General features: G+C 72.9%; 31 protein-coding genes. 7 read left to right on the top strand and 24 right to left on the bottom strand.

The features are described from left to right. Nucleotides 1-144: 144 nt before the first annotated feature. The 11 genes from lgt to hisI form a co-directional block, all read right to left on the bottom strand. On the bottom strand, nucleotides 145-1,257 hold the full coding sequence (gene lgt / locus ACZ4VL_RS30285) for a prolipoprotein diacylglyceryl transferase (RefSeq protein WP_468206188.1): 1,113 nt from the start codon (nucleotides 1,255-1,257) through the stop codon (nucleotides 145-147). Between the two features lie 123 nt (nucleotides 1,258-1,380). Then, the gene (locus tag ACZ4VL_RS30290) at nucleotides 1,381-2,277 is read right to left on the bottom strand and encodes a DsbA family protein (protein WP_468206191.1); all 897 of its coding nucleotides are present in this window, start codon (nucleotides 2,275-2,277) and stop codon (nucleotides 1,381-1,383) included. A 94-nt stretch (nucleotides 2,278-2,371) separates the two neighbouring features. Beyond that, nucleotides 2,372-3,196: a tryptophan synthase subunit alpha gene (gene trpA, locus ACZ4VL_RS30295; RefSeq protein WP_361088105.1), complete on the bottom strand. Its 825-nt coding sequence runs from the start codon at nucleotides 3,194-3,196 to the stop codon at nucleotides 2,372-2,374. Next, the gene (trpB, locus tag ACZ4VL_RS30300; RefSeq protein ID WP_468206193.1) at nucleotides 3,193-4,443 is read right to left on the bottom strand and encodes a tryptophan synthase subunit beta; all 1,251 of its coding nucleotides are present in this window, start codon (nucleotides 4,441-4,443) and stop codon (nucleotides 3,193-3,195) included. Before trpB ends, trpA begins: the two co-directional genes overlap by 4 nt. Before the next feature lie 214 nt (nucleotides 4,444-4,657). Then, entirely contained in the window at nucleotides 4,658-4,870 is a 213-nt protein-coding gene (gene trpM, locus ACZ4VL_RS30305; RefSeq protein ID WP_468206195.1) for a tryptophan biosynthesis modulator TrpM, read from the bottom strand. Nucleotides 4,871-4,878: 8 nt separating this feature from the next. Continuing rightward, complete coding sequence (gene trpC / locus ACZ4VL_RS30310; RefSeq protein ID WP_468206198.1) at nucleotides 4,879-5,688, bottom strand: indole-3-glycerol phosphate synthase TrpC; 810 nt, start codon at nucleotides 5,686-5,688, stop codon at nucleotides 4,879-4,881. Between the two features lie 161 nt (nucleotides 5,689-5,849). After that, the gene (locus ACZ4VL_RS30315; protein ID WP_468206200.1) at nucleotides 5,850-6,338 is read right to left on the bottom strand and encodes a DUF2752 domain-containing protein; all 489 of its coding nucleotides are present in this window, start codon (nucleotides 6,336-6,338) and stop codon (nucleotides 5,850-5,852) included. A gap of 67 nt (nucleotides 6,339-6,405) precedes the next feature. Further along, nucleotides 6,406-6,645 (bottom strand): HGxxPAAW family protein, encoded by a 240-nt coding sequence (locus ACZ4VL_RS30320; protein WP_361088119.1) that lies wholly within the window; start codon nucleotides 6,643-6,645, stop codon nucleotides 6,406-6,408. A gap of 82 nt (nucleotides 6,646-6,727) precedes the next feature. Beyond that, on the bottom strand, nucleotides 6,728-7,384 hold the full coding sequence (locus ACZ4VL_RS30325) for a TIGR02234 family membrane protein (RefSeq protein ID WP_468206203.1): 657 nt from the start codon (nucleotides 7,382-7,384) through the stop codon (nucleotides 6,728-6,730). Nucleotides 7,385-7,398: 14 nt separating this feature from the next. Further along, complete coding sequence (locus ACZ4VL_RS30330) at nucleotides 7,399-8,889, bottom strand: anthranilate synthase component I (RefSeq protein WP_468206206.1); 1,491 nt, start codon at nucleotides 8,887-8,889, stop codon at nucleotides 7,399-7,401. Nucleotides 8,890-8,897: 8 nt separating this feature from the next. Continuing rightward, a complete protein-coding gene (hisI, locus tag ACZ4VL_RS30335) occupies nucleotides 8,898-9,275 on the bottom strand; it encodes a phosphoribosyl-AMP cyclohydrolase (RefSeq protein ID WP_360635151.1) in 378 nt (125 codons plus the stop codon). Nucleotides 9,276-9,360: 85 nt separating this feature from the next. Between hisI and ACZ4VL_RS30340 the strand changes: the two genes are divergently transcribed. Further along, nucleotides 9,361-9,993: a TIGR03085 family metal-binding protein gene (locus tag ACZ4VL_RS30340; RefSeq protein ID WP_468206209.1), complete on the top strand. Its 633-nt coding sequence runs from the start codon at nucleotides 9,361-9,363 to the stop codon at nucleotides 9,991-9,993. 214 nt (nucleotides 9,994-10,207) lie between these two features. On the opposite strand, the gene hisF is transcribed toward ACZ4VL_RS30340, so the two are convergent. The 8 genes from hisF to hisD are packed head-to-tail and all read right to left on the bottom strand — an operon-like array spanning nucleotide 10,208 to nucleotide 15,996. Then, nucleotides 10,208-10,963 (bottom strand): imidazole glycerol phosphate synthase subunit HisF, encoded by a 756-nt coding sequence (hisF, locus tag ACZ4VL_RS30345; protein WP_361088131.1) that lies wholly within the window; start codon nucleotides 10,961-10,963, stop codon nucleotides 10,208-10,210. After that, complete coding sequence (locus ACZ4VL_RS30350) at nucleotides 10,963-11,364, bottom strand: RidA family protein (RefSeq protein ID WP_468206212.1); 402 nt, start codon at nucleotides 11,362-11,364, stop codon at nucleotides 10,963-10,965. Before ACZ4VL_RS30350 ends, hisF begins: the two co-directional genes overlap by 1 nt. Then, nucleotides 11,361-12,104: a bifunctional 1-(5-phosphoribosyl)-5-((5-phosphoribosylamino)methylideneamino)imidazole-4-carboxamide isomerase/phosphoribosylanthranilate isomerase PriA gene (gene priA, locus ACZ4VL_RS30355; protein ID WP_361088136.1), complete on the bottom strand. Its 744-nt coding sequence runs from the start codon at nucleotides 12,102-12,104 to the stop codon at nucleotides 11,361-11,363. The genes ACZ4VL_RS30350 and priA overlap by 4 nt, the downstream gene beginning before the upstream one ends. After that, nucleotides 12,104-12,754, bottom strand: coding sequence for an imidazole glycerol phosphate synthase subunit HisH (hisH, locus tag ACZ4VL_RS30360; RefSeq protein ID WP_468206215.1), 651 nt, complete (start codon nucleotides 12,752-12,754; stop codon nucleotides 12,104-12,106). The genes priA and hisH overlap by 1 nt, the downstream gene beginning before the upstream one ends. Continuing rightward, entirely contained in the window at nucleotides 12,751-12,918 is a 168-nt protein-coding gene (locus ACZ4VL_RS30365; protein ID WP_361088141.1) for a hypothetical protein, read from the bottom strand. The genes hisH and ACZ4VL_RS30365 overlap by 4 nt, the downstream gene beginning before the upstream one ends. A 2-nt stretch (nucleotides 12,919-12,920) precedes the next feature. After that, nucleotides 12,921-13,520 carry an imidazoleglycerol-phosphate dehydratase HisB gene (hisB, locus tag ACZ4VL_RS30370; RefSeq protein ID WP_468206218.1) on the bottom strand — a complete coding sequence of 200 codons (600 nt, stop codon included), beginning with the start codon at nucleotides 13,518-13,520 and terminating at the stop codon, nucleotides 12,921-12,923. Beyond that, nucleotides 13,517-14,677, bottom strand: a complete 1,161-nt coding sequence (locus ACZ4VL_RS30375) for a histidinol-phosphate transaminase (protein WP_468206220.1) — start codon at nucleotides 14,675-14,677, stop codon at nucleotides 13,517-13,519. Before ACZ4VL_RS30375 ends, hisB begins: the two co-directional genes overlap by 4 nt. Then, nucleotides 14,674-15,996: a histidinol dehydrogenase gene (gene hisD / locus ACZ4VL_RS30380; RefSeq protein ID WP_468206222.1), complete on the bottom strand. Its 1,323-nt coding sequence runs from the start codon at nucleotides 15,994-15,996 to the stop codon at nucleotides 14,674-14,676. Before hisD ends, ACZ4VL_RS30375 begins: the two co-directional genes overlap by 4 nt. A gap of 124 nt (nucleotides 15,997-16,120) precedes the next feature. Here hisD and ACZ4VL_RS30385 point away from each other — a divergent pair, with 124 nt between their 5' ends. The 3 genes from ACZ4VL_RS30385 to ybaK are packed head-to-tail and all read left to right on the top strand — an operon-like array spanning nucleotide 16,121 to nucleotide 19,051. After that, the gene (locus tag ACZ4VL_RS30385) at nucleotides 16,121-17,722 is read left to right on the top strand and encodes an oxidoreductase (protein ID WP_468206223.1); all 1,602 of its coding nucleotides are present in this window, start codon (nucleotides 16,121-16,123) and stop codon (nucleotides 17,720-17,722) included. A gap of 57 nt (nucleotides 17,723-17,779) precedes the next feature. Beyond that, entirely contained in the window at nucleotides 17,780-18,520 is a 741-nt protein-coding gene (locus ACZ4VL_RS30390) for an LON peptidase substrate-binding domain-containing protein (protein WP_468206225.1), read from the top strand. A 36-nt stretch (nucleotides 18,521-18,556) separates the two neighbouring features. Continuing rightward, entirely contained in the window at nucleotides 18,557-19,051 is a 495-nt protein-coding gene (gene ybaK / locus ACZ4VL_RS30395) for a Cys-tRNA(Pro) deacylase (protein WP_385820711.1), read from the top strand. 78 nt (nucleotides 19,052-19,129) lie between these two features. Here the strand turns inward: ybaK and ACZ4VL_RS30400 are convergent, their stop codons facing one another. Then, nucleotides 19,130-19,339, bottom strand: a complete 210-nt coding sequence (locus ACZ4VL_RS30400) for a DUF397 domain-containing protein (protein ID WP_468206227.1) — start codon at nucleotides 19,337-19,339, stop codon at nucleotides 19,130-19,132. 5 nt (nucleotides 19,340-19,344) lie between these two features. Further along, the gene (locus ACZ4VL_RS30405; RefSeq protein ID WP_468206230.1) at nucleotides 19,345-20,211 is read right to left on the bottom strand and encodes a helix-turn-helix domain-containing protein; all 867 of its coding nucleotides are present in this window, start codon (nucleotides 20,209-20,211) and stop codon (nucleotides 19,345-19,347) included. Between the two features lie 294 nt (nucleotides 20,212-20,505). Here ACZ4VL_RS30405 and ACZ4VL_RS30410 point away from each other — a divergent pair, with 294 nt between their 5' ends. From ACZ4VL_RS30410 to ACZ4VL_RS30420, 3 genes are read left to right on the top strand one after another with little or no spacing between them, the layout of a single operon-like run. Continuing rightward, a complete protein-coding gene (locus ACZ4VL_RS30410; RefSeq protein ID WP_468206232.1) occupies nucleotides 20,506-20,967 on the top strand; it encodes a recombinase family protein in 462 nt (153 codons plus the stop codon). Nucleotides 20,968-20,991: 24 nt separating this feature from the next. Further along, nucleotides 20,992-21,189 (top strand): hypothetical protein, encoded by a 198-nt coding sequence (locus ACZ4VL_RS30415; protein ID WP_468206235.1) that lies wholly within the window; start codon nucleotides 20,992-20,994, stop codon nucleotides 21,187-21,189. Then, on the top strand, nucleotides 21,189-21,830 hold the full coding sequence (locus tag ACZ4VL_RS30420) for a class I SAM-dependent methyltransferase (RefSeq protein WP_468206238.1): 642 nt from the start codon (nucleotides 21,189-21,191) through the stop codon (nucleotides 21,828-21,830). Before ACZ4VL_RS30415 ends, ACZ4VL_RS30420 begins: the two co-directional genes overlap by 1 nt. Nucleotides 21,831-21,849: 19 nt before the next feature. Here ACZ4VL_RS30420 and ACZ4VL_RS30425 read toward each other — a convergent pair whose 3' ends face one another. From ACZ4VL_RS30425 to ACZ4VL_RS30435, 3 genes are read right to left on the bottom strand one after another with little or no spacing between them, the layout of a single operon-like run. After that, complete coding sequence (locus ACZ4VL_RS30425; RefSeq protein ID WP_468206241.1) at nucleotides 21,850-22,518, bottom strand: hypothetical protein; 669 nt, start codon at nucleotides 22,516-22,518, stop codon at nucleotides 21,850-21,852. Between the two features lie 43 nt (nucleotides 22,519-22,561). Further along, nucleotides 22,562-23,383 carry an ABC transporter permease gene (locus ACZ4VL_RS30430; RefSeq protein ID WP_468206244.1) on the bottom strand — a complete coding sequence of 274 codons (822 nt, stop codon included), beginning with the start codon at nucleotides 23,381-23,383 and terminating at the stop codon, nucleotides 22,562-22,564. Beyond that, complete coding sequence (locus ACZ4VL_RS30435) at nucleotides 23,380-24,345, bottom strand: ABC transporter ATP-binding protein (protein WP_468206283.1); 966 nt, start codon at nucleotides 24,343-24,345, stop codon at nucleotides 23,380-23,382. The genes ACZ4VL_RS30430 and ACZ4VL_RS30435 overlap by 4 nt, the downstream gene beginning before the upstream one ends. Between the last annotated feature and the right edge of the window lie 107 nt (nucleotides 24,346-24,452).

The following is a 24,452-nucleotide window of genomic DNA, read 5'->3' on the forward strand; positions in this document are numbered from 1 at the left end:
CCGGCCGGTTCCCCCTCCCCCTCATGGTGGGGCTCTGGGGGGGGGACACGACAAAAGGGGGGGGGGGCAGGGATGCCCACCCCTTGATGTGTCCCCCCCCCTCTCGGCGGTGTGCTGTCCCTCCCGGCCCGGGCCGGGACAGGGTCAGAGCTTCTTGGCCCCGGGCTGGGCCTCGGCGGTGTTCGCGGCCGGAGCCGCTGCCCCGGCCGGCTCGGCGCCGCCGGCCGCGGGCTCCGCGACCGCGGCCGCCTCGGCCCCGGCGGCCTTGTCGTCCCCGGCGGCCTTGTCGTCCCCGGCCTTCGCGTCGGCGGTCTTCGCGTCCCCGGTCTTCGCGTCGGCAGCCTTCGCGTCCGCAGCCTTCGCGTCCGCGGCCTTCGCACCGGCGGCCCCGGTGTCCTCGGCCTTCGCGTCCCCCGCCTTCGCGGCGGCGTCCCCGTCCGGGCCGCGGTCGGGCTCGACGACCGTCTCGCGGCCCGGACGCAGCTTCGCGGAGAGCACGAAGTAGGTCACGGCCAGCAGGAAGACGCCGATGGAGGTCCAGACGTTGAGCCGTACGCCGAGGATGTGGTGGGCCTCGTCGACCCGCATGTACTCGATCCAGCTGCGCCCGACGCAGTACGCGGCCACGTACAGGGCGAAGGCGCGGCCGTGGCCGAGCTTGAACCGCTTGTCGGCCCACAGCACGAGCCCGGCGACGCCGAGGCACCACAGCGACTCGTACAGGAAGGTCGGATGGTAGGTGCCGGCGACCCGGTTGGCGCCGTCGCTGATCTTCACCGCCCACGGCAGGTCGGTGGCGCGCCCGTAGAGCTCCTGGTTGAACCAGTTGCCCCACCGGCCGATGGCCTGGGCCAGGGCGATGCCGGGGGCCAGGGCGTCGGCCCAGGCCGGAAGCGGGATGCCGCGCAGGCGGCAGCCGATCCAGGCGCCGAGGGCGCCGAGGGCGATCGCGCCCCAGATGCCGAGGCCGCCCTCCCAGATCTTGAAGGCGTCGACCCAGTTGCGGCCTTCGCCGAAGTACAGCTGGTAGTCGGTGATCACGTGGTAGAGGCGGCCGCCGACCAGGCCGAACGGAACCGCCCACACGGCGATGTCCGCGACCGTGCCCGGCTTTCCGCCGCGTGCGATCCAGCGCTTGTTACCGAGCCAGACGGCGACGAAGACACCGATGATGATGCAGAACGCGTAGCCGCGCAGCGGGATCGGTCCGAGGTGGACCACGCCGGTCGACGGACTGGGGATGTAGGCAAGTTCCATGGCAGGTCCGACGCTACCTTGCCGGGCGGTGCTGACCGCAACCCGCCCGGCAAGCTGCCATCAAATCGACACCTCGTGTGCACGGCGCTCCCGGACCGGAGCGTCTCGTTCCATCGGCTGGGCTCAGCCCTGTCCGCCCGTCCCCTTCGCCCGCGGTCCCGGAGAGGCCGAGGACCCGGAAGCCGAGGCCGACGGGGACCCCGAGGCCTTCCCGCCACCGGTGGTGGCGGTGCCCTTGGCCGCGGCCTCCACCTGCTCCTTCAGCTTCTGCGGGGTGAGCGGATTGGCCTGGTCGGCGAAAATGTCCTTGCCGTTCAGCTGAATGGTGGGGGTGCCCCGGAAGTTCCCGGCCCGGAACGCCTCGTGCGACTTGGCCACCCAGCTGTTGTGCGTCCCCTCCTCGACGCACTGGCGGAAGGCGGGGGTGTCCAGCCCTTCGACCTTGCCGGCGAGCTCGATCAGCTTGGCGTTCTTGCCGTAGGCGTCGTCGGTCTCCTGCGGCTGGTTCTGGAACAGCACGTCGTGGTACTCGGTGAACTTCCCGGCGTCCTGCGCGCACGCGGCGGCGTTGGCGGCCTTCAGGGAGCCGGTGCCGCCCATGTTCCCGTCGATCAGGGTGACCAGGTGGTACTCGCCCTTGAGCAGGCCCTTAGCCTCCAGCTCGTGGACGGTGTCCTTGTAGTTGACCTCGAAGGCCTTGCAGGCGGGACAGCGGAAGTCCTCCCACACGGTCAGCGTGGACTTGGCCTCGCTGCTGCCGGTCGGAACGGCCAGGGCGTCCTTGCCGGCAGCGCCGGAGGGGGCCGCCACCGGGCCGGCCGCCTCCTTGCCGCCCTTGCCGGCGTTGGCCGCGATCAGGCCGACGACGGCCGCCAGGGCCAGTACGCCGACGACCGCCCCCACCACGACGAGCGTCCGCCGGCGCTTGTCCTTCTGCTTCTCCCGCTCGCGCTCCGCTTGGAGCCGCTCCCGGGCCGATCGTTTCGCTTGGCGGTCTGCACCGTCGTTCTTCTCGCTCACGGTCGGCCAAACGAAGCAGGGAGGCACTCCCGTGCCCCCCTGCTCCCAGATCCACCCGATCGGGCTACAGAACCCCTGCGCGGCCCTGCCCGGGTCAGCTCCTGCGTACGCCTTCCGCAAGTTCGCCCGCCAGCGACCGTACGGCCGCCAGCCCGGCCGGCAGGTCCGGCGCGTCCAGCAGCAGCTTCACGAACGCCGAGCCGACGATCACCCCGTCGGCGAAGCCGGCGACCTCCTTGGCCTGGACGGCGTTGGAGACGCCGAGACCGACGCACACCGGGAGCTCGGTGGTCGTGCGGGTGCGGCGGACCAGCTCCTGGGCCTCGTTGCCGACCGACTCGCGGGTACCGGTGACGCCCATCAGGGAGGCGGCGTAGACGAAGCCGGAACCGGCGGCCGTGATGGTCGCCAGCCGCTCGTCCTTGCTGCTGGGGGCGACGACGAAGACGGTGGCCAGCCCGTGCTCGTCGGCGTGCTCGCGCCACAGCGCGGACTCCTGGACCGGCAGGTCCGGCAGGATGCAGCCGGCGCCGCCCGCCGCGGCGAGCTCGGCGGCGAACCGCTCCACGCCGTAGCGGTCGATCGGGTTCCAGTACGTCATCACCAGCACCGGGGCCCCGGTCGCCTCGTGCGCCTCGCGCACGGTGCGCAGCACGTCGGCGATCTTGACGCCGCCGCGCAGGGCGATGTCGTCGGCCGTCTGGATGACCGCGCCGTCGAGGACGGGGTCGCTGTGCGGGAGGCCGACCTCGACGATGTCGGCGCCGCCCTCGATGACGGCCTTGACGGCCTCGATGCCGCCGTCGACGGTCGGGAAGCCCGCCGGGAGGTAGGCGACGAGGGCGGCGCGGTCCTCGGCCTTCGCCTTGGCGAGGGTGTCGCTCAGCAGCTGGATGCGGCCGGTCTTCTCGTTGCTCACTTCGACTCCCCCTCGGCGTTGTCGTACAGCCCGAAGTAGCGGGCGGCGGTGTCCATGTCCTTGTCGCCGCGGCCGGACAGGTTGACCACGATCAGGCCGTCCTGGCCCAGCTCGCGGCCGAGGTCCAGGGCGCCGGCGAGGGCGTGGGCCGATTCGATGGCCGGGATGATGCCCTCGGTGCGCGAGAGCAGGCGCAGGGCCTGCATCGCGGCGTCGTCGGTGACCGCGCGGTACTCGCCGCGGCCGGTGTCCTTGAGGAAGGAGTGCTCCGGGCCGATGCCGGGGTAGTCGAGGCCGGCCGAGATGGAGTACGGCTCGGTGATCTGGCCCTCCTCGTCCTGGAGGACGTAGGAGCGGGAGCCGTGCAGGATGCCGGGCTCGCCGGCGGTGAGGGTGGCCGCGTGCTCGCCGGTCTCGACGCCGTGCCCGGCGGGCTCGAAGCCGACCAGGCGGACCTCGGTGTCGGGGATGAAGGCGTGGAAGAGGCCGATGGCGTTGGAGCCGCCGCCGACGCAGGCGGCGACGGCGTCGGGGAGCCGGCCGGCGCGCTCGATGATCTGGCGGCGGGCCTCGACGCCGATGACGCGGTGGAAGTCGCGGACCATGGCCGGGAAGGGGTGCGGGCCGGCGACGGTGCCGAAGAGGTAGTGGGTGCGGTCGACGTTGGCGACCCAGTCGCGGAAGGCCTCGTTGATGGCGTCCTTGAGGGTGCGCGAGCCGGACTTCACGGCGATGACCTCGGCGCCGAGCATGCGCATGCGGGCCACGTTCAGGGCCTGGCGCTGGGTGTCGACCTCGCCCATGTAGATGGTGCAGTCGAGGCCGAAGAGGGCGCAGGCGGTGGCGGTGGCCACGCCGTGCTGGCCGGCGCCGGTCTCGGCGATGACGCGGGTCTTGCCCATGCGCTTGGTGAGCAGCGCCTGGCCCAGCACGTTGTTGATCTTGTGGGAGCCGGTGTGGTTGAGGTCCTCGCGCTTGAGGAAGATCCGGGCGCCGCCGGCGTGCTCGGCGAAGCGGGGCACCTCGGTGAGGGCGCTCGGGCGGCCGGTGTAGTTGACCATGAGGTCGTTCAGCTCGGCCGAGAAGGCCGGGTCGTCCTTGGCCTTCTGGTACTCGACGGCCACCTCGTCCACGGCGGCGACGAGCGCCTCCGGGATGAACTTGCCGCCGAAGTCGCCGAAGTAGCCCTCGGCGTTGGGGACGTGACCCTCCGGGTCCGGGATGAAGAACTCGCTGGCGCTGGACATGCCCAGTCACTCCTACGGGATGCGTGGTGCGGCGGGTGGTGGTCACCGTAGTGCGCCGCCCGCCCGTGCCGCGCACACCACACCCCGGGCGGGGTGCGGGCGGGTACGGTGCGGGGGCCCGCGGCCCCGGGGCGGCCGGTGGGCCGGCCCGTGGGGGCGGGGGCCGTGCGGAACCGGCCCGCGGCAGGTGTACCTGCCGGGCGGGAGGAGTCCGCTACAGCGCGTCTCCGCGACGCCATCGCATGCCGTTGACCTGGCCGGGTTCGGAGCCGATCACGTACCGCACCCGCCGCCCGTGGACGCGCCGGGCCGGGGCGCGGCAGCCGCGGGGGCGGCAGCCGCGCGCCAGGGGCGCGTGCGCCGTCGGCACGTCTACGGCCGGGCCGTGGCCCGGGCGCGTGCTGACGGAGGGGCGGTGGGTGGGCATGGGTCGGGTCAGCTCCGGCCGTGGCGCAGGGCGGGGTGGGCGCCGGCGGCGACGAGGTCGGCCACGGCCGCCTTCGGGTCGCGTCCGGTCACCAGGGACTCGCCGACGAGGACGGCGTCCGCGCCCTCGTTGGCGTAGGCGATCAGGTCGTGCGGGCCGCGGATGCCGGACTCGGCGACCTTGACGATGTGGGCGGGGATCTCTCCGACGACGCGCTCGAAGGTGGCGCGGTCGACGGTGAGGTCCTTGAGGTTACGGGCGTTCACGCCGATGATCTTCGCGCCGGCCGCGACCGCGCGCTCGATCTCCTCCTCGTCGTGGACCTCGACGAGCGGGGTGAGGCCGATGGACTCGGCCCGCTCGATGAGGGAGACGAGGGCCTCCTGCTCCAGGGCCGCGACGATCAGCAGCACGAGGTCGGCGCCGTAGGCGCGGGCCTCCCACAGCTGGTACGCCGTGACGATGAAGTCCTTGCGGAGGATCGGGATGTCCACGCGTGCGCGGACGGCCTCCAGGTCGGCCAGCGAGCCGCCGAAACGGCGCTGCTCGGTGAGGACGGAGATGACCGCCGCACCGCCCGCCTCGTAGTCGGCGGCGAGTCCGGCGGGGTCGGCGATCGCGGCCAGCGCGCCCTTGGAAGGGCTGGAGCGCTTGACCTCACAGATCACCTTGACGCCGTCGCCGCGCAGGGCCGCGACGCCGTCCTTGGCCTGGGGCGCCTTGGCGGCACGCTCCTTGAGCTCGTCGAGGCTCACGCGGGCCTGCCGTTCGGCAAGGTCTTCGCGGACCCCTTCGATGATCTCGTCGAGCACACTCACGCGAGCGGCCCCCTTCCGGGTCGATGACGGTCGGCCGCCTCACAGACACGTACGACTGCAAGGTCAGCAATCAAATGGTATCCGCCCCGGGCGTCGCTCTCCGCACGCACTTGACGGATGTCCATTACCTGGACATTCGGAATCTCGGATTCATATAGGCCTCACGGGGCCAACGCGGATCCGAACGGCAGGTTCCGGACGACGGCGAAGACCAGCGCGACCCCGCCCAGGACCCACCAATACGGTGCGGGCAGGGCAAAACGCGGGGTCGGAGCGCCACGCCAGGCCCGGACGAGCCATCCGACCATGACCGCGGCGAAGACGAAGTAGCCGATCACGGCCAAGGCATTTTGCCCGAAAGCTGTGATCAGATCGCCGTGGGCGAACGCATGGGCACTGCGCAGTCCGCCGCATCCGGGACACAGGATTCCGGTGATGCGGAAAAGCGGGCAGAGCGGATAGTGGCCGGGTTCATTGGGATCCACGGCGCCCACGTACGCAAATGCCGCGGCGGCCGAGCCCAGCCAGAGCGCCGGGGAGGCCAGCCTGCGGGCCCGGGAGGCGGGCGCGGCGGGGACCGGCGGCACGGGCCCGGTGAAGGGCGCTGGGGAGGTGCGGGGGGCGTCCACGCGCTGATTCTCCTCGGTCATGGCAAAAGGCGCAGCCCGACCGGGCCGCGCCTTTGCGTGTCCGCTGCGGGGCGAGGGCCCCGGAGCGTCAGGCCTTGGAGGCGGCGATGACCTTGGCGAGGTCGTCGTGGGCGGGCTTCGGAGCACCCATGCCCGCGGCCCGCATCGCCAGGCCCACGACACCGCCCAGCGCGACGACGGCCATACCGGCCCAGAACCCGACCGGGTTCGCCAGCACCATGAAGGCGCCGGCGACGCAGAAACCGATGAAGGCGATGACGACACCGGTCCAGGCGGCCGGGGTGTGTCCGTGGTTGCTGCCCGCCATGAGTTGCTCCTCGTTTTGCTCTGTCGCACGTGCTGTCCCGCACGCTCGGTGCTCATTGTCCCGCACCGGGTGCGGTGGGTGGTCAGCGGGTGGGGTCCTCGCCGCGGTCCAGGGCCTTCCACAGGTCCTCGGGCCGGTCCGGGTCCACTGCCGCGGGCCTGCGGGTACGGGCGCCGCCGTCGCGCTCGTACCGGCCGCCCATCGCGGGCCAGGTGCGGCCGTGGCGCAGGGCCAACAGCCCGGCGGCCAGGATCAGGACGCCGCCGACGGCGGTGACGTACGGCCAGACGGTGTGCGCCAGGGCGCCCACCTGCGCCGCCGTGTCGGCGGTGGCCCGGGCGGCCTGCGCGTCCAGGGCCTGCCGGTCGTCGGCGGCCAGGACCGCGGCGACGGCCGCGCCGAGGCCGCTCAGGGCCAGCAGGGCGGAGACCAGCAGCCGGCCCGTGCCGCGTACGGCGAACACCGCGACCAGGGCGGCGAGGCCGACGATGGCGAGGGCGGCGGGCAGACCGGTGACGGCCTGCCCGTCGGCGGTCACCGGGAGCGAGCCGCCGCCGACGGCTGCGGTGCCCCGGGCCCACACCCGGCCGGAGCCGAGCAGGACGACGGTGGCGCCGAGCGCGCCGAGCAGCAGGGCGGCGGCCACGCTGCGGCGGCCTCCGCGGCCCGAGGGGGCCTCGGAGCGCTCCGGGGCGCCGGTGTCGTTTCGGGGTGGGGGTACGGCACTCACGTACCCCACTATCCCCTACCGCCTCAGGAGCCGTGGAGGCGGTTCGCCGCGGCCACCGCGCGCAGCACGGCGGACGCCTTGTTGCGGCACTCGTCGTCCTCCAGCTCCGGCACCGAGTCGGCGACCACGCCCGCGCCGGCCTGCACGTACGCGGTGCCGTCGCGGAGCAGGGCGGTGCGGATGGCGATGGCGGTGTCGGAGTCCCCGGCGAAGTCGAGGTAGCCGACGCAGCCGCCGTACAGGCCGCGGCGCGAGGGCTCCAGCTCCTCGATGATCTGCATGGCGCGCGGCTTGGGCGCGCCGGACAGGGTGCCGGCCGGGAAGCAGGCGGTGAGCACGTCGAAGGCGGTCCGGCCCTCGGCGACGCGCCCGGTGACGGTGGACACGATGTGCATGACGTGCGAGTACCGCTCGATGCTCATGAAGTCGACGACCTCGACGGAGCCCGGTTCGCAGACCCGGCCCAGGTCGTTGCGGCCCAGGTCGACGAGCATCAGGTGCTCGGCCCGCTCCTTGGGGTCGGCCAGCAGCTCCTCGGCGAGCTCGTGGTCCTCCTGCGGGGTGGCGCCGCGGTGGCGGGTGCCCGCGATGGGGTGCACCATGGCCCGGCCGTCCTCGACCTTGACCAGGGCCTCGGGGCTGGAGCCGACGACGTCGAAGCCGTTCTCGAAGCGGAAGAGGTACATGTACGGGGACGGGTTGGTGGCCCGCAGGACCCGGTACACGTCCAGCGCGGAGGCCCGGCAGGGCGTCTCGAACCGCTGCGAGGGCACCACCTGGAAGGCCTCGCCGGCCCGGATCCGCTCCTTGATGTCCTCGACGGCGGCCTGGTACTTCTCGCCGCCCCACAGGGCGGAGAACTCGGGCAGCTCGGAGGCGGGCAGCGGGGCCGGCGTGTACGGGGCGGGCCGGGCGAGGTCGGCCTCCATGGCGTCGAGGCGGGCGACGGCGTCGGCGTACGCCTCGTCGACGCCCGTGTCGAGGTCGTTGTGGTTGATCGCGTTGGCGATGAGCTGGACGGTGCCGTCCCAGTGGTCGAGGACCGCCAGGTCGGAGGTGAGGAGCATGGTCAGCTCGGGCAGCCGGAGGTCGTCGGTGCCGTGGTCGCCGATGCGCTCCAGGCGGCGCACGATGTCGTAGCCCAGGTAGCCGACCATGCCGCCGGTGAAGGGCGGCATTCCGGTGGCGAGGTCGCGCGGGGTGTGCAGGGCCTGGACGGTGGCGCGCAGGGCCTCCAGCGGGTCGCCGCCGGTGGGGACGCCCACGGGCGGGGTGCCGATCCAGTGGGCCTGCCCGTCGCGGACGGTGAGGGTGGCGTCGCTGCGGACGCCGACGAAGGAGTAGCGCGACCAGGAGCGGCCGTTCTCGGCGGACTCCAGCAGGAAGGTGCCCGGGCGTTCGGCGGCGAGCTTGCGGTAGAGGGCGACGGGGGTGTCCCCGTCGGCCAGCAGCTTGCGGCTCACGGGGATCACCCGGCGGTCGGCGGCGAGCTTGCGGAACTGTTCGAGATCCATGGATGGGATTACCTGTCTGCCTGGTCGGCGGCCAGCGGAAGGACATCGGCGTCGAAGCACGTACGGGCGCCCGTGTGGCAGGCGGCGCCGACCTGGTCGACCTTGACGAGCACGGTGTCGGCGTCGCAGTCGAGCGCGACGGACTTCACGTGCTGGACATGGCCGGACGTGTCCCCCTTGACCCAGTACTCCTGCCGGCTGCGCGACCAGTAGGTGCAGCGGCCGGTGGTCAGGGTGCGGTGCAGCGCCTCGTCGTCCATCCACCCGAGCATGAGCACCTCACCGGTGTCGTACTGCTGGGCGATGGCCGGGACCAGGCCGTCGGCGGAGCGCTTGAGCCGGGCGGCGATGGCGGGGTCGAGGGAGGAGGTACTCATGCGGGCCATTGTGCCGCGCCGGACGGGCGGTTATGGATCACCGTCCGCCTGATGGGAAGGCGGACGGACGGGTTCCGGCCGTAGGCTTGCCCGCATGTCGATGCATGCCAAGCGTGAACGCCTGCTGCTGGCGGACTTGTTGGAGGCGGCCGGGCCGTCGGCGCCCACGTTGTGCGAGGGCTGGCTGACCAGGGACCTCGCGGCCCACGTGGTGGTGCGGGAGCGGCGCCCGGACGCGGCGGGCGGCCTGCTGCTGAACGTGCTGAAGGACCGGCTGGCCAGGGCGATGGCCGAGTACGCGGCCAAGCCGTACGAGGAGCTGATCCAGCTGATCCGGACGGGGCCGCCCAAGCTGTCCCCGTACGCGCTGAAGCAGATCGACGAGGCGGCGAACGCGGTGGAGTTCTACGTCCACGCCGAGGACGTCCGGCGGGCCCAGCCGGACTGGTCGCCGCGCGAGCTGGACCCGGTCTTCTCGGACGCGCTGTGGTCCCGGCTGGAGAAGCTGTCCCGGCTGACGGGCCGCCGCTCGCCGGTGGGGCTGGTGCTGCGCCGGCCGAACGGCCAGACGGCCGTGGCCCACAAGGGCACGCCTGTGGTGACGGTGACGGGCGAGCCGGGTGAGCTGACGCTGTTCTGCTTCGGGCGGCAGTCCGCCGCCGCGGTGGAACTGGACGGCGAGAAGGAGGCCCTCGCCCGCCTCACCACGGCCCAACTGGGCCTCTAGTGCTGTGGCCAGCCTCGGCCGCCCCCGGCTGCCGACCACCGCTTCCCGAAACCGGGCTCCGCCCGGACCCGGTGCGCTCAAACGCCGCGCGGGCCGGAAAATCCAGCCCCGCCGGCGTTTGAGGCGCGGGGGTCCGGGGGCGGAGCCCACGGTTTCGGGAAGGCGCGGGGAACGGCTCCGCGCAGCGGCAGCAGCAGCGGCAGCCGGACGGCGGTCAGCGGACGGGGTGGCCGGCCTCGCGGAGGGTGGCCTTGACCTCGGCGATGCGGAGGTCGCCGAAGTGGAAGACCGAGGCGGCGAGAACCGCATCGGCTCCGGCGTCGACGGCCGGCGGGAAGTGCTCCAGCCTGCCGGCGCCGCCCGAGGCGATCACCGGGACGCTGACGTGCTTGCGGACGGCTGCGATCATCTCGGTGTCGTAGCCGTCCTTGGTGCCGTCGGCGTCCATCGAGTTCAGCAGGATCTCGCCGGCGCCCAGTTCGGCGGCGCGGTGGGCCCACTCGACGGCGTCGAGGCCGGTGCCCCGGCGGCCGCCGTGCGTGGTCACCTCGAAGGAGCCGGACGCGGTGCGCCGGGCGTCGACGGACAGGACGAGGACCTGCCGGCCGAAGCGCTCGGCGATCTCCTGGATCAGCTCGGGCCGCGCGATGGCGGCGGTGTTGACGCCGACCTTGTCCGCGCCGGCCCGCAGCAGCTTGTCCACGTCATCCGCGGTGCGGACGCCGCCGCCGACGGTGAGCGGGATGAAGACCTGCTCGGCGGTCCGCCGCACCACGTCGTAGGTGGTCTCGCGGTTGCCGGACGAGGCGGTGATGTCGAGGAAGGTCAGCTCGTCGGCGCCCTCGGCGTCGTACAGCCTGGCCATCTCGACGGGGTCGCCGGCGTCGCGCAGGTTCTGGAAGTTGACGCCCTTGACGACGCGGCCGTTGTCCACGTCAAGGCAGGGGATCACCCGTACGGCGAGTGACATCAGGACTCCCCTCGGAAGGCTTCGACCTCGACTTCGACGACCAGGCTGGGGTCGATGAAGCCGGACACGATGATCATGGATGCGGCGGGGCGGACGTCGTCGAAGAGCTCCTTGTGGGCCCGGCCGACCTCGTCCACGTCCCGCGCATGGGTCAGGTACATGCGGGTGCGGACGACGTGCTCGGCGCCCAGGCCCGCCTGCCCCAGTGCGTCGATGGCGACGCGGAAGGCGTTGACCGCCTGCTCGTACGGTCCGCCGGCGACGACCTTGCCGTCGACGACCGAGGTGCAGCCGGAGACCAGCACCAGCCCGTTGGGCAGTTCGACCGCGCGGGAGTAGCCCACGGCGTCCTCCCAGGGACCGCCGGAGGAGTACCGGCGGACCGCGTCGGTTCCGCTCATGCGCCGGCCACCACCCGCAGCGCCTCTTCCAGGGTGAAGGCCTTCGCGTACAGGGCCTTGCCGACGATGGCGCCCTCGACGCCCAGCGGCACCAGCTCGGCCAGCGCCCGCAGGTCGTCCAGCGAGGAGATGCCGCCGGAGGCCACGACGGGCCGGTCGGTGGCCGCGCAGACGTTCCGCAGGAGTTCCAGGTTGGGGCCGGTCAGGGTGCCGTCGCGGCCGATGTCGGTGACGACGTAGCGGGCGCAGCCCTCGGCGTCCAGGCGGGCGAGGGTCTCGTAGAGGTCCCCGCCGTCGCTGGTCCAGCCGCGGCCCTTGAGGGTGGTGCCGCGGACGTCGAGGCCGATGGCGATCCGGTCGCCGTACTCGGCGATGGCCTTGGCGGCCCACTCGGGGGTCTCCAGGGCGGCGGTGCCGAGGTTGACGCGGGTGCAGCCGGTGGCGAGGGCCGCCTCCAGGGTGGCGTCGTCGCGGATGCCGCCGGAGAGCTCGACCTTGATGTCCATGGCGCGGGTGATCTCGGCGACCAGGGCCCGGTTGTCGCCGGTGCCGAAGGCGGCGTCCAGGTCGACCAGGTGCAGCCACTCGGCGCCGGCGCGCTGCCAGGCGAGGGCCGCCTCCAGCGGGGAGCCGTAGGAGGTCTCGCTGCCGGACTCGCCGTGCACGAGGCGGACGGCCTGGCCGTCGCGGACGTCGACCGCGGGGAGGAGTTCCAGCGGCTGTGCTGCGGGCTCGGTCATCACAGGGTCTCGATCCAGTTGGTGAGGAGCTGGGCTCCGGCGTCGCCGGACTTCTCGGGGTGGAACTGGGTGGCCCACAGGGCCCCGTTCTCCACCGCCGCGACGAAGCGCTCGCCGTGGGTGGCCCAGGTGACCCTGGGGCTGGCGATCCGCGCGTTGGTGACCTCCAGACTCCAGTCGTGGGCCGCGTAGGAGTGCACGAAGTAGAACCGGGCGTCGGCGTCCAGGCCGGCGAAGGCCTGGCTGTCGGCGGGGGCCTCGACGGTGTTCCAGCCCATGTGGGGCACGACGGGGGCCTTGAGCGGGCCGACGGTGCCGGGCCACTCGTCGAGACCTGAAGTCTCGACGCCGTGCTCGATGCCGCGCTCGAAAAGGATCTGCATGCCGACGCAGATGCCCATGACGGGGCGGCCGCCGGAGAGCCGGCGGCCGATGATCCAGTCGCCGCGGACGGACTTCAGGCCCTGCATGCAGGCGGAGAAGGCGCCGACGCCGGGCACGAGGAGGCCGTCGGCGTCCATGGCCTTGTCGTAGTCGCGGGTGATCTCGACGTCCGCGCCGACGCGGGCGAGGGCCCGCTCGGCGGAGCGGACGTTCCCGAAGCCGTAGTCGAGGACGACGACCGATTTGGTGGGACGGGATGCGCTCATGTCCAGATTCCTTGGATCCGCAGGACTCCGGCGGCGAGACACATCGCGGAGCCGATGGCGAGCAGGACGACGACCGACTTGGGCATCTGCTGCTTCTGGAAGGAGTAGACGCCGCCGGCCAGGAACAGGCCGACGACGATGAGGACGGTGCTGAGGCCGGTCACGGCTAGAGGGCGCCCTTCGTCGAGGGCAGGATGCCCGCGGCGGCCGCGCGCGGGTCGAGCTCGCTGGCGTAGCGCAGGGCCCGGGCCAGGGCCTTGAACTGGCACTCCACGATGTGGTGGGCGTTGCGGCCGTACGGGACGTGGACGTGGAGGGCGATCTGCGCCTGGGCGACGAAGGACTCCAGGATGTGCCGGGTCATCGTCGTGTCGTACGCGCCGATCATCGGGGCCATGTTCTCGGGCTCGGTGTGCACGAGGTAGGGGCGGCCCGACAGGTCCACGGTCACCTGGGCGAGGGACTCGTCCAGCGGGACGGTGCAGTTGCCGAAGCGGTAGATGCCCACCTTGTCGCCGAGGGCCTGCTTGAAGGCGGCGCCGAGGGCGAGGGCGGTGTCCTCGATGGTGTGGTGGCTGTCGATGTGCAGGTCGCCGTCGGTCTTGACGGTGAGGTCGAACATGCCGTGGCGGCCGAGCTGGTCGAGCATGTGGTCGTAGAAGCCGACGCCGGTGGAGACGTCGACCTGCCCGGTGCCGTCGAGGTCTATCTCGACGAGGACGGAGGTCTCCTTCGTGGTCCGTTCGACCCGTCCGATGCGGCTCATGCGTGCTGCTCCTTCTTCAGTGCGCGAACCGCTTCCAGGAACGCGTCGTTCTCGACCGGGGTGCCCGCGGTGACCCGCAGCCATCCCGGCACGCCGTTGTCCCGGACCAGGACGCCCCGGTCGAGGATCTGCTGCCAGGCGGTGTGGGAGTCCGCGAACTTCCCGAACTGGATGAAGTTCGCGTCGGACTCGGTGACCTCGTAGCCGATCGCCCGGAGTTCGGCGACGAGGCGGTCCCGCTCGGCCTTGAGCTGCTCGACGTAGCCGAGCAGGGTGTCGGTGTGCTCCAGGGCCGCGAGGGCGGTGGCCTGGGTGACGGCCGACAGGTGGTACGGCAGGCGCACCAGCTGCACGGCGTCGACGACGGCCGGGTGCGCGGCGAGGTAGCCCAGGCGCAGTCCGGCGGCGCCGAAGGCCTTGGACATGGTCCGGGAGACCACCAGGTTCGGGCGGCCCTCGATCAGCGGGAGGAGGGAGTCCCGGTGGGAGAACTCGACGTAGGCCTCGTCCACGATCACCAGGGACGGCTTGGCCGCCTGCGCGGCCTCGTAGAGGGCGAGGACGGTCTCCGCCTCGACCGCGGTGCCCGTGGGGTTGTTGGGCGAGGTGATGAAGACGACGTCGGGTGCGTTCTCGGCGATGGCCTGCTCGGCGGCCGCCACGTCGATGGTGAAGTCGTCGCGGCGCGGGCCGGAGATCCAGCCTGTGCCGGTGCCGCGGGCGATCAGCGCGTGCATCGAGTACGAGGGCTCGAAGCCGATCGCGGTGCGGCCGGGTCCGCCGAAGGTCTGCAGCAGCTGCTGGATGACCTCGTTGGAACCGTTGGCGGCCCAGACGTTCTCCAGGGCGACCCGGTGCCCGCCGGTCCGGGTGAGGTAGGCGGCCAGCGCGGTCCGCAGCTCGACGGCGTCCCGGTCGGGGTAGCGGTTGAGGGTGCGGGCCGCCTCGGCGACGCGCTCGGCGATCCGCCGCACCAGCTCCTCGGGGAGCTCGTACGGGTTCTCGTTGGTGTTCAGCTGGACGGGTACGTCGAGCTGCGGGGCCCCGTAGGGCGTCTTGCCGCGCAGCTCGTCGCGGATGGGGAGGTCGTCGATGCCGACGACCCGGTCGGTGCCGTCGGTGCTGTCAGCGCTGTCGGTGCTGTCGTACGTGCTCACTGGACGGGGACCTTCCACCCGAAGCGCGCCTTGAGGGCGGCGCCGTGCGCGGGCAGGTCCTCGGCCTCGGCCAGCGTCACCACGTGGTGGGTGACCTCGGCGAGCGCGTCGCGCGTGTAGTCGACGATGTGGATGCCGCGCAGGAAGGACTGGACGGACAGGCCGGAGGAGTGGCAGGCGCAGCCGCCGGTGGGCAGGACGTGGTTCGATCCGGCGCAGTAGTCGCCGAGCGAGACGGGGGCCCACGGGCCGACGAAGATCGCGCCGGCGTTGCGGACGCGGGCGGCCCAGGCGGCGGCGTCGGCGGTCTGGATCTCCAGGTGCTCGGCGCCGTACGCGTCGACGACCCTCAGACCGTCCTCCAGGCTGTCGACCAGCACGATCGCGGACTGCTTGCCGGCGAGCGCCGGGCGGATCCGGTCCTCGACGTGCTTGGTGGCCGCGACCTGCGGCTCCAGTTCCTTCTCGACGGCGGCCGCGAGGTCCTCGGAGTCGGTGACGAGGACCGCGGCGGCCAGCGGGTCGTGCTCGGCCTGGCTGATCAGGTCGGCGGCGACGTGCACCGGGTCGGCGGTGGAGTCGGCGAGGACGGCGATCTCGGTCGGGCCGGCCTCGGTGTCGATGCCGATCTTCCCGGTGAAGTAGCGCTTGGCGGCGGCGACCCAGATGTTGCCGGGGCCGGTGACCATGTTGACCGGCAGGCAGTCCTCCGTGCCGTACGCGAACATCGCGACGGCGACGGCGCCGCCCACCGCGTACACCTCGTCCACGCCGAGCAGGGCGCAGGCGGCGAGGATCGTCGGGTGCGGCAGGCCGTCGAACTCGGCCTGCGGCGGGGAGGCCAGGGCGATGGACTCCACGCCCGCCTCCTGGGCCGGGACGACGTTCATCACGACGGAGGACGGGTACACCGAGCGGCCGCCGGGTGCGTACAGGCCGACGCGCTCCACCGGAACCCACTTCTCGGTCACGGTGCCGCCGGGGACCACCTGGGTGGTGTGCTCGGTGCGGCGCTGCTCGCGGTGGACGGTCCGGGCGCGGCGGATCGACTCCTCGAGGGCGGCGCGGACGGCCGGGTCGAGCTCGTCGAGGGCCTTGGCGAGGGCCTCGGCGGGCACCCTGACCTGTTCCAGCTGCACGCCGTCGAACTTCTGCGCGTACTCGATCAGCGCCGCGGTGCCACGATGATGGACGTCCTCGCAGATGGGCCGCACCTTCTCCAGGGCGGCTTCCACGTCGAACTCGGCACGGGGAAGCAGGTCGCGCAGGGCTGCGCCCTCGGGGAGGGCGTTGCCGCGCAGATCGATACGAGAGATCACCTCCCAATTCTCTCAGACCGGCTCCCACGGCCGTCCGCCCGTATCACTGGCTGATACACGCCCCGGCTGTCACCGCCTCCCCTTAACGTTCCCGGTACACGGATGTACGGCGGAGGGGGACCGCATGGCCGAGGCACCGCGCGCCGACGAGGAGCCGGCGGACCTCGGCGATGCCGAGCGCCTGATGTGGCGGGCGTTCCGCACGGGCAGCGTGTGCGATCTGAGCGCCCGGGCGGCCGAGCTGGACGACCCGCACGGCGACCGGACCTGGGACGCCCGGCGCAGTGTCCGCGCCGACGTGGTGTCGCTGCTGCTGCTCCACGGGCCGCCGCCGGTGCCGGGCCGGGTGGCGTCGCTGAAGCTGCGCGGGGTGCGGATCTCGGGCCGGTTGGACCTGTCGGGCGGCACGGTGGAGCCGTACGTCGAACTCCAGTCCTGCCGCTTCGACAGCGAGGTGCAGCTGTCCGAGGCCCGGTTCGGCACGCTGCGGCTGGTCAACTGCGCGATCCCCCGGTTGGACGCCTCCCGCCTGCACACCGAGGGCGACCTGCACCTGCCGCGCTGCCGGGTGGCGCGGGGCATACGGCTGACCGACGCGCAGATCGGCACGGACCTGCTGATCAGCCAGGCGGTGGTGCAGCGGGACAACCGGGGGCGGGCCGTCGCCGCGGACGGCATGGCGGTGGCGCAGGACTTCCAGGGCGAGCTGCTGGAGACGTACGGGGAGCTGAGCCTGCGCGGCTCGAAGGTCGGCGGGTCGATGAACCTGCGCGGGGCCCGGCTGCGCAACCCGTACGGACGGCGGGCACTGAACGCCCCGCAGCTGACGGTGGAGCGGACGCTGTACCTGACCTCGATAGCGGTGGACTACGTGCCCGGTGACTCCGGTTCCTCCACTCCCCCGTACGGCCTGGGCCAGACCCCGGCGCGCGGGCAGCGGGCCCGGCGCTTCGAGTGCCGGGGCGGGCTTCGCCTGGACGACGGCCGCTTCGGGGACGCGGTGGACCTGTACGGGGCCCGGTTCCTGCTGGCCGAGGAGCAGGAGGTGTCGCTGCGTCGGATCCAGACGCCGGAGCTGCGGTTCGTGGGCGAGAAGCCGGAGCGGGGACGGGTGGTGCTGTCCGGGGCCAAGGTGGTGAAGCTGGTGGACGCCTCCACCAGCTGGCCCGACCCCGGCGGGGTGTCGATCGAGGGCTTCGTCTACGAGAACCTCGCGCCCCGCGGCCACTTCCCGCTGGCGCGGCGGCTGGAGTGGGTGGCGGCGGCCACCCGGGAGTACTCGCCGGAACCCTACGAGCGGCTGGCCGCCGTGCTGCGGGCCAGCGGCGAGGACGCCGATGCGCGGGAGGTGCTGCTGGCCAAGCAGCGCCGGCGGCGGGCGACGCTGCCGCCGGCGGCGAAGGCCTGGGGGTACCTGCAGGACTGGACGGTGGCCTACGGGTACCGGCCGGGCCGGGCCGCGCTGTGGATGGTGCTGCTGTGGGCGGCGGGCGCGCTGCTGTTCGCGCAGATCACCCCGGCGGCGATCAAGCCGGACGAGCACCCCGAGTGGAACGCGCTGCTCTACGCCCTGGACCTGCTCCTTCCGGTCATCGACCTGGGCCAGCAGGGCCAGTGGATGATGAAGGGCTACTGGCAGTGGGGCTCGGCAGTACTGGTCCTGCTGGGGTGGATCTTGGCGACGACGGTGGCGGCAGGAGCCTCGCGGCTGCTCCGCCGTGGCTGACGGACCAGGCAGAACCGAGGTGACAGGGCCCTCCCCCCGGCCACTACCCTGTGCCTCGTGACCACCGTTCGCCTGCCCCTCTTCCCGCTGAACTCGGTGCTTTTCCCCGGACTGGTGCTGCCCCTGAACGTTTTCGAGGAGCGTTATCGCGCCATGATGCGGGAGCTGCTGAAGACGGGCGAGGACGAGCCGCGCCGCTTCGCGGTCGTCGCGATCCGCGACGGCCGGGAGGTCGCACCGACCGCCCCCGGCATGCCGGACCAGACGGCCCTGCCCGAGCGCGGCCCGACCGCGGGCTTCGGCCCGGACCCGGTGCAGGCGTTCCACCGGGTGGGCTGCATCGCCGACGCGGCCACGATCCGGGAGCGGCAGGACGGCAGCTTCGAGGTCCTGGCGACGGGCACGACCCGGGTGCGCCTGCTGTCGGTGGACGCCTCGGGCCCGTTCCTCGTGGCCGAGCTGGAGGAGCTGGCGGAGGAGGCGGGCGAGGGCGCGGGCGCGCTGGCGGAGGGGGTGCTTCGGGCGTTCCGGACGTACCAGAAGCGGCTGGCCGGGGCCCGGGAGCGGTCGCTGGCCTCGGCGGCGGAGCTGCCCGACGAGCCGTCGGTGGTGTCGTACCTGGTGGCGGCGGCCGCGGTGCTGGACACCCCGACGAAGCAGCGGCTGCTGCAGGCACCGGACACGGCGACGCGGCTGGCGGAGGAGCTGAAGCTGCTGCGCGCGGAGACGGCGCTGATCCGGCACCTGCCGTCGCTGCCCGCGGTGGACCTGACGCGGATGCCGACCAGCCCCAACTGACCAAGCACAGCGAGAACCGATCGGGAGCCCTGCCTGATGGCGAAGAAGAAGGCCGCGTCCGCGGCGACCCCGGCGATCGTCGCGCTCACCGCGGCCGGAGCGGACTTCACCACCCACGCCTACGAGCACGATCCGGCGCACCCCTCGTACGGGCAGGAGGCGGCCGAGGCGATGGGCGTGAGCCCGGACCAGGTCTTCAAGACGCTCGTCACGGACGCGGACGGGGTCCTGACGGTGGCGGTGGTCCCGGTGTCGGGCAGCCTCGACCTGAAGGCCCTGGCCTCCGCCGTCGGCGCGAAGAAGGCGGTGATGGCGGATCCGTCGCTGGCCGAGCGCACCACCGGGTACGTGGTGGGCGGGATCTCCCCGCTGGGGCAGCGCAAGCGGCTGCGGACCGTCGTGGACTCCTCGGCCGAGGGGCACCCGACCATCTGCGTGTCGGCCGGGCGGCGCGGGCTGGAGGTCGAGCTGGCGCCCGCCACGCTGGCCGCACTGACGGCGGCCACCCTGGCCCCGATCGCCCGCGCCTAGCCGGGCCGGTGCCGTACGGCGGGCCGGTCCGTGCGGGTGGCCTCCTCGGTAAGGGCGAGGAGGCCACCCGCCCCGAGGTCAGCGGTCGAGGCCGACATGCGCGGCGAACGCCGACCACGCCGCCGTGGTGAAGCCGAGAACCGGCGCCCCGGGCTCCTCGTTGCGCTTGGAGTCACGGACGAAGACCGCGCCCGGCTGCGGGCACGCCTCCAGGCAGTTGCCGTCGGGGTCGCCGCTGTAGGAAGACTTGAACCATTCGCCGTACGGGCGCCCGGTGCTGGTGCTCATGGTGATCAAACCTCTCGTGCCAGTCGTGCCAGGAAGTCGGGCGTCTCGTGGATGGGCAGAGCGCCCTGTGCGAGGTGCTCGAAGCGCCGCTCGTATTGCTTGACGATGCGCTCCTTGGACATGAACTGAACGGTGCCGGTCGTGCTGTTGCAGACGACCGGGAGAGGAAGCTCCTTCCGATCGAAGTGGAGGATGTGGAAGCTGCCGCCCAGCACCCGGTACGCCGGTACCCGGGCGGGGATGATCCGCACTGCCACGTTGGGCAGCTCGGTGAGCTCCGCCAACTCCAGGTACTGGGCTCGCATCACCTCTCGGTTGCCAACCCAGTTGGTGAGGGCCGACTCGTCCAGGATGCAGACGAGTTCCATGCCTTCCTCGGTGATCCTCTTCTTCCGCTCCATGCGGACCGCCACGGCGTTCTCCACGAATTCCGTGGTGCGCTCGTCGGCAGCCTGCGCCGACCGCATCAGATGGAGGACGTAGTCCTCGGTCTGGAGCAGGCCGAGCACGACTCCGAGGCACCATGCCCGCACGCGTTTCGCGCCGGACTCGTGCGCAAGGTACAGGTTCATACCGGACGGCAAGGTGGAGGACTTGGGACTCCACCAGTCCTGACCCTTCGCGTTCCGGTACCAGTCGGTGAGCATCTCCGTGCCGTCGAGATCCACTCCGTAGGCTTCGAGGAGCTTGTTGAGCTGCTCTATGCGCTCGAACCCGCTCTGCCCGGACTCGACCTTGCTGATCATCGAGGCCGAACGGAGCCCGATCGCCTTTGCGGCCTGGTCTCCCGTCAACCCGGCTTGGTCACGTAAGCGGGTGAGTTCGGCTCCAAGCATGATGCGTAGGAACGTCGACCCTACGTGTGCCGCCATGGGTGTCCTCCCCTCCGATTTGGGCCGCCTCCTCTGATGGTGACAGCCCCCGCGCGCTTCCTCACGGGCCCTGTTCGTCTCACCGCGCCTGCTGTTGACCTCATGCGGGCCCCTGTGCGTATCCCGTCATATACCAATTCACTTCCCTGAGCAATCGACTGGTCACAGTCGGTTGCACGTGAACTCCAGTTGGTAGGACGGTAGTCGGGCCGCCCGGGAAGCCGGTGTCCATCCGCCGTACACGCCCCGGTTCCTGGGCGGCTGCCATCTCCCCTGCCTGTTGAGGAGCGCCCCGTGACGGCCATGACCGAGCAGCAGCCCGACGACTGGACGGACCGTGAGAACGCCACCCGGGCCGATCCGCTCTCACGACTGTGGGGAGTTCGCACGGACGGGGTACGGGCCGCCGCCGCCCTCGCCCGGGAGAACGGGCGGGTGCTGCGCGTCGTCCGCTACGTGCAGGCACCCGCGCACGCGGCGGACGCCCAGTTCGAGGCGCTGGAGCTCGTCGCCCGCTCCCGGCACTACCTGGTGCGTGACGAGACGTGCCTGGACGTGGGCGGGCCCGCGCTCCTGGAGTACCGGCCGGGTCTGTCGGCAGCACGGCGGCTGCTGCGCTCCGGCTTCGCGGACGGGCTGCTGGCGCCGGCGTTCGAGCACATCAGCCCGAATCTCGCCGAGTACGCGCGGTTCCTCAAGGACATGGCCGCCCGCGGCCACTTCCTTGCGCTGGCGCTGTCGGAGACCGGCAGGTGAACGGCTCGACCGAAGGAGATGGGGATGGACGTGGAGCACACCGGAGCGGCGGAGCCGACCGCCCTCCCGGTACGGACACCGCAGCAGGAGCTGCGGCGGCGAAGGCTCCTGGAGGAGCTGGAGGCGGTGACCGAGAACGTGTTCGCCGCCGCGGGCCGCGAGTACCTCTCGGCGATCGACCCGGGCCGGAACCGGAACACGGACCGGGGCGGAAACCGGTGATGCCGACCGCGGAGCCGGGCATGGCCCACCGGGTGCCGGCCGACCCGCTCGATGCGCTGGCCAAGCGCATGGCCTGGGACCGCTTCTACAGCAACCCGGACCCGCACGAGAACCTGCCGTTCACGAAGGCGGAACTGGCGGGCATCCGACGGCACGTCCTGGGCACGGGGATGAAGACCGCCGTGGACGTGGGCAGCGGCTGGGGGGTGCTGACGACGGCGCTGGCCCGCGAAGGCCTGCACACGACCGGCTACGACTGGTCGCCGGTCGCCGTGGAGCGGGCCCGCGAGGCCTGGGCCGGCGAGGAGCGGCTGGGCTTCGAGGTCCACGACTTCCTCACCGACACCCGGCCGCCGGCTCTGGTGCCGGGCAGCGTGGACGTGCTGGCGTGCCGGCTGGTGCTGCCGTACCTGGACCTGTGCCGCTTCATGACCGGCGCCCGCCGCTGGGTGAAGCCACGCACCGGGGTGGTCTACGTGGTGGTGCAGGTGTGGGAGCGGCAGCCGGACGGCTGCCGCCGCGGCTACCCCGACGAGGTCGTCGAGGGCCTGCGGGACGGTTGGCGGCACGCGCAGCGCTGGGACCTGGACTGGTCGCCCGAGTTCACGGCGCTGGCCCTGACCGGCCCGAAGGACTGCTGACGGCTACTCGCCCCGGCCGTCAGGACCGCGGGGGCTCCTGGTGCGCCGGGTCGGCGTGGACGTGCGGCGGCGGGTAGACGGCGGCGGGACCGGGCTCGCCGGCGACGGCCGGGTCGGCCGGGTCGTGGTCGGGCTCCGGGTCGTACGGGCTCCACAGGGCCGTCAGGCCGAGGTGGACGAGGAGCGCGGTCATCGGCCAGGCCAGCAGCACCCCGTACGCGAGGAGCTCCAGCGGCGCGTCGAACGGCACGCCCTTGCCCGCCGCGGCCGCGGCGGCGGCCACGTCGCCGGAGCCGCCCAGCCATTCGCCGGTGTGCCAGCCCAGCCAGGCGGCGGCGCAGGAGCCGATGCCCAGCCCGATCACCTGGGGGACGCCGCCGCGGCGGCGCCACAGGAAGAGGAGGACGGCGGCGAGCACGCCCATCCCGATGGAGAGCAGCAGGAACGTGCTGTCGGCCCCTATCCGGGCCTCGCTCTCGGTGTTGCGCAGGAAGACGGCCTGCCCGTTGGACACGTACTGCGCCCGCGGTGCCAGCCACGCCCACAGCAGCCCGAGCAACGCCCCGGAGGCTCCCACGACGAGGGCGACGGCGGCCCCGTCTCGGACGTCCCCGGCGGTGACGCCGGGTGCGGCCGGCCGGGCGGGCGTCGGTTCGACGGGGGGCGGGGTGGTCACGGGTTCGCTCACCCCCACATCGTGCCAGGTGTGCCGGGCCGGGGCGGAACCGGCGTCAGCGGACGGCGGCCCGCCGGTAGGCCCAGGTGGCGACGGACAGCGACAGCACGCCCACGGCCGCGCACACGGCGAGGTCGGCGGCGACGAGCGCCCAGTCGGGGTGCGGTGCGAAGGTGCGGGCGAAGGCCTCGACCCCGTACGTCGACGGCAGCAGGTCGCGCGCCCACACGATCACGTCGGGCATCCGCTCGGCGGGCAGCACGCCCAGCAGCAGCGCCGCCGACATGCCGAGCTGCCCGGCCAGCGTGGCCAGCTCCTGCCGCGGGGCGAGCAGGCCGAGGGCCGCGCCGAGGCCGGCGAGGGCCGCCCCGGCCAGCGGGACGACCGCGGCCAGGATCCACAGCCCGCCCAGGGGCAGCCCGAACAGCAGGCAGCCGAAGACGGCCGTGACCAGGGTGCCGGGCAGGGTGAAGGAGGCGTACGCGGCGGCCGCGCCCAGCACCACGGAGGCGGGCGGGACGGGCAGCGTGGCGTAGTGGTCCAGCCCGCCGCCGGCCCTTAGCTGACCGAAGTACTGGGCGAGCAGGTTCAGCGCGACGAACGCGACGACCAGCACCGAGGAGCCGGCCACGACGGCCTGTGCCTCCGTGCCGCCGTCGACCACGCCCCGCATCAGGACCATGATCCCGACGGACTGGAAGGTGGCGACGAACAGCAGCGGGATCCGGGCCACCCGGGCCCGGGACAGCTGCGCCCGGTAGACGGCGGCCAGCGCGGGCAGGAACCGGGCCCGGGGGGCCAGCGCGCCCGCCTCGGCGGCAGTTGCGGTGGTGCCTGCCGGCACGACTGCGGCTGCGGCTGCGTCGGCAGTGGTCACGACTTCACCAGACCCTTCGTGGCGCGCCCGCCCAGCGCGAGGTAGACGTCCTCCAGGCTCGGGGTCGCCAGCTTGAAGTCGTCGAGGGCGGCGAAGGCCGGCCCGCCGGTCACCGCGGCCACCGCGGCCCGGGCCTCGTCGGGCGGGAGCCGCAGCACCCAGCGGCGCCCCGACTCGGTGGCCGTCGCGGCGAGCGCGGCGACCTCGGGGACGTCCAGGGGCGGCGCGGTCCGCCACACGAGTTCCAGGCGGACCTCGTCGGAGACGCGGGCCTTCAGGGCGGCGGGCGTGTCGCAGGCGATGACCCGGCCCTGGTCGATGACGGCGACCCGGTCGAGGACGGTCTCGGCCTCGATGACGTTGTGGGTGACGAGCAGGACGGTGGCGCCGTGCCGGGCGCGCCGCCGGTCCACGGCCGACCACACGGCCCGCCGGGCGACGGGGTCCATGCCGGTGGTGGGTTCGTCGAGGACCAGTACCTGCCGCTCCCCGACCAGGGTAGCGGCGAAGCAGGCCAGCCGCCGCTGCCCGCCGGACAGCTTCTTCAGGGGCCGCCCGGCGATCGGGGTCAGCCCGAGCTCCTCCAGGACGTCGTCCCGCGCGGCGCGGGCTTCGCGGGCGCCGAGGCCGCGCAGCCGCCCGGTGGTCTCGGCGGCGAGGGCGACGGTGAGCTCGTCGAGGGCGGTGGACTCCTGGCCGAGGTAGGCGAGGAGGCGGGCCGCGCGTTCGGGGTGGCGTACGAGGTCGTGGCCGAGCAGGGTCACGGTGCCGGAGTCGGGCCGCAGCAGGCCGGTCAGCTGCCGGACCAGGGTGGACTTGCCGGCGCCGTTGGGGCCGAGCAGGCCGAAGACCTCGCCGCGCCGGACGTCCAGGCAGATCCCGTCGTTGGCGCGGGTCCGGGGCAGGGCGGGGGCCCCGCGCCGACCGCGTACGGCGGGATAGGTCTTGACCAGGTCACGCACCGTGCAGACGACGCCGTCGGCCGCCGGCGGCGCCGCGGCCGCCGTCGTGCTGCGGCTGCCCTGCGGTTTCGCTGGTGCTGTGCCCGTACTCACGAGGGAGCAGCCTA

It is taken from the genome of Streptomyces sp. NPDC029014, from assembly GCF_055564695.1.

What these genes read in the sequence shown, in the direction of transcription:
- ACZ4VL_RS30340 (WP_468206209.1), top strand. Translation starts at nt 9,361, where the DNA reads ATGTCGATGCATGCCAAGCGTGAACGCCTGCTGCTGGCGGACTTGTTG.
- lgt (WP_468206188.1), bottom strand. Translation starts at nt 1,257, where the DNA reads ATGGAACTTGCCTACATCCCCAGTCCGTCGACCGGCGTGGTCCACCTC.
- ACZ4VL_RS30420 (WP_468206238.1), top strand. Translation starts at nt 21,189, where the DNA reads ATGCCGACCGCGGAGCCGGGCATGGCCCACCGGGTGCCGGCCGACCCG.
- hisB (WP_468206218.1), bottom strand. Translation starts at nt 13,520, where the DNA reads ATGAGCCGCATCGGACGGGTCGAACGGACCACGAAGGAGACCTCCGTC.
- trpB (WP_468206193.1), bottom strand. Translation starts at nt 4,443, where the DNA reads ATGTCCAGCGCCAGCGAGTTCTTCATCCCGGACCCGGAGGGTCACGTC.
- hisF (WP_361088131.1), bottom strand. Translation starts at nt 10,963, where the DNA reads ATGTCACTCGCCGTACGGGTGATCCCCTGCCTTGACGTGGACAACGGC.
- ACZ4VL_RS30320 (WP_361088119.1), bottom strand. Translation starts at nt 6,645, where the DNA reads ATGGCGGGCAGCAACCACGGACACACCCCGGCCGCCTGGACCGGTGTC.
- ACZ4VL_RS30405 (WP_468206230.1), bottom strand. Translation starts at nt 20,211, where the DNA reads ATGGCGGCACACGTAGGGTCGACGTTCCTACGCATCATGCTTGGAGCC.
- ACZ4VL_RS30350 (WP_468206212.1), bottom strand. Translation starts at nt 11,364, where the DNA reads ATGAGCGGAACCGACGCGGTCCGCCGGTACTCCTCCGGCGGTCCCTGG.
- ACZ4VL_RS30330 (WP_468206206.1), bottom strand. Translation starts at nt 8,889, where the DNA reads ATGGATCTCGAACAGTTCCGCAAGCTCGCCGCCGACCGCCGGGTGATC.
- hisH (WP_468206215.1), bottom strand. Translation starts at nt 12,754, where the DNA reads ATGAGCGCATCCCGTCCCACCAAATCGGTCGTCGTCCTCGACTACGGC.
- ACZ4VL_RS30385 (WP_468206223.1), top strand. Translation starts at nt 16,121, where the DNA reads ATGGCCGAGGCACCGCGCGCCGACGAGGAGCCGGCGGACCTCGGCGAT.
- hisI (WP_360635151.1), bottom strand. Translation starts at nt 9,275, where the DNA reads ATGGCCCGCATGAGTACCTCCTCCCTCGACCCCGCCATCGCCGCCCGG.
- priA (WP_361088136.1), bottom strand. Translation starts at nt 12,104, where the DNA reads ATGACCGAGCCCGCAGCACAGCCGCTGGAACTCCTCCCCGCGGTCGAC.
- ACZ4VL_RS30315 (WP_468206200.1), bottom strand. Translation starts at nt 6,338, where the DNA reads ATGACCGAGGAGAATCAGCGCGTGGACGCCCCCCGCACCTCCCCAGCG.
- trpM (WP_468206195.1), bottom strand. Translation starts at nt 4,870, where the DNA reads ATGCCCACCCACCGCCCCTCCGTCAGCACGCGCCCGGGCCACGGCCCG.
- ACZ4VL_RS30400 (WP_468206227.1), bottom strand. Translation starts at nt 19,339, where the DNA reads ATGAGCACCAGCACCGGGCGCCCGTACGGCGAATGGTTCAAGTCTTCC.
- ACZ4VL_RS30415 (WP_468206235.1), top strand. Translation starts at nt 20,992, where the DNA reads ATGGACGTGGAGCACACCGGAGCGGCGGAGCCGACCGCCCTCCCGGTA.
- ybaK (WP_385820711.1), top strand. Translation starts at nt 18,557, where the DNA reads ATGGCGAAGAAGAAGGCCGCGTCCGCGGCGACCCCGGCGATCGTCGCG.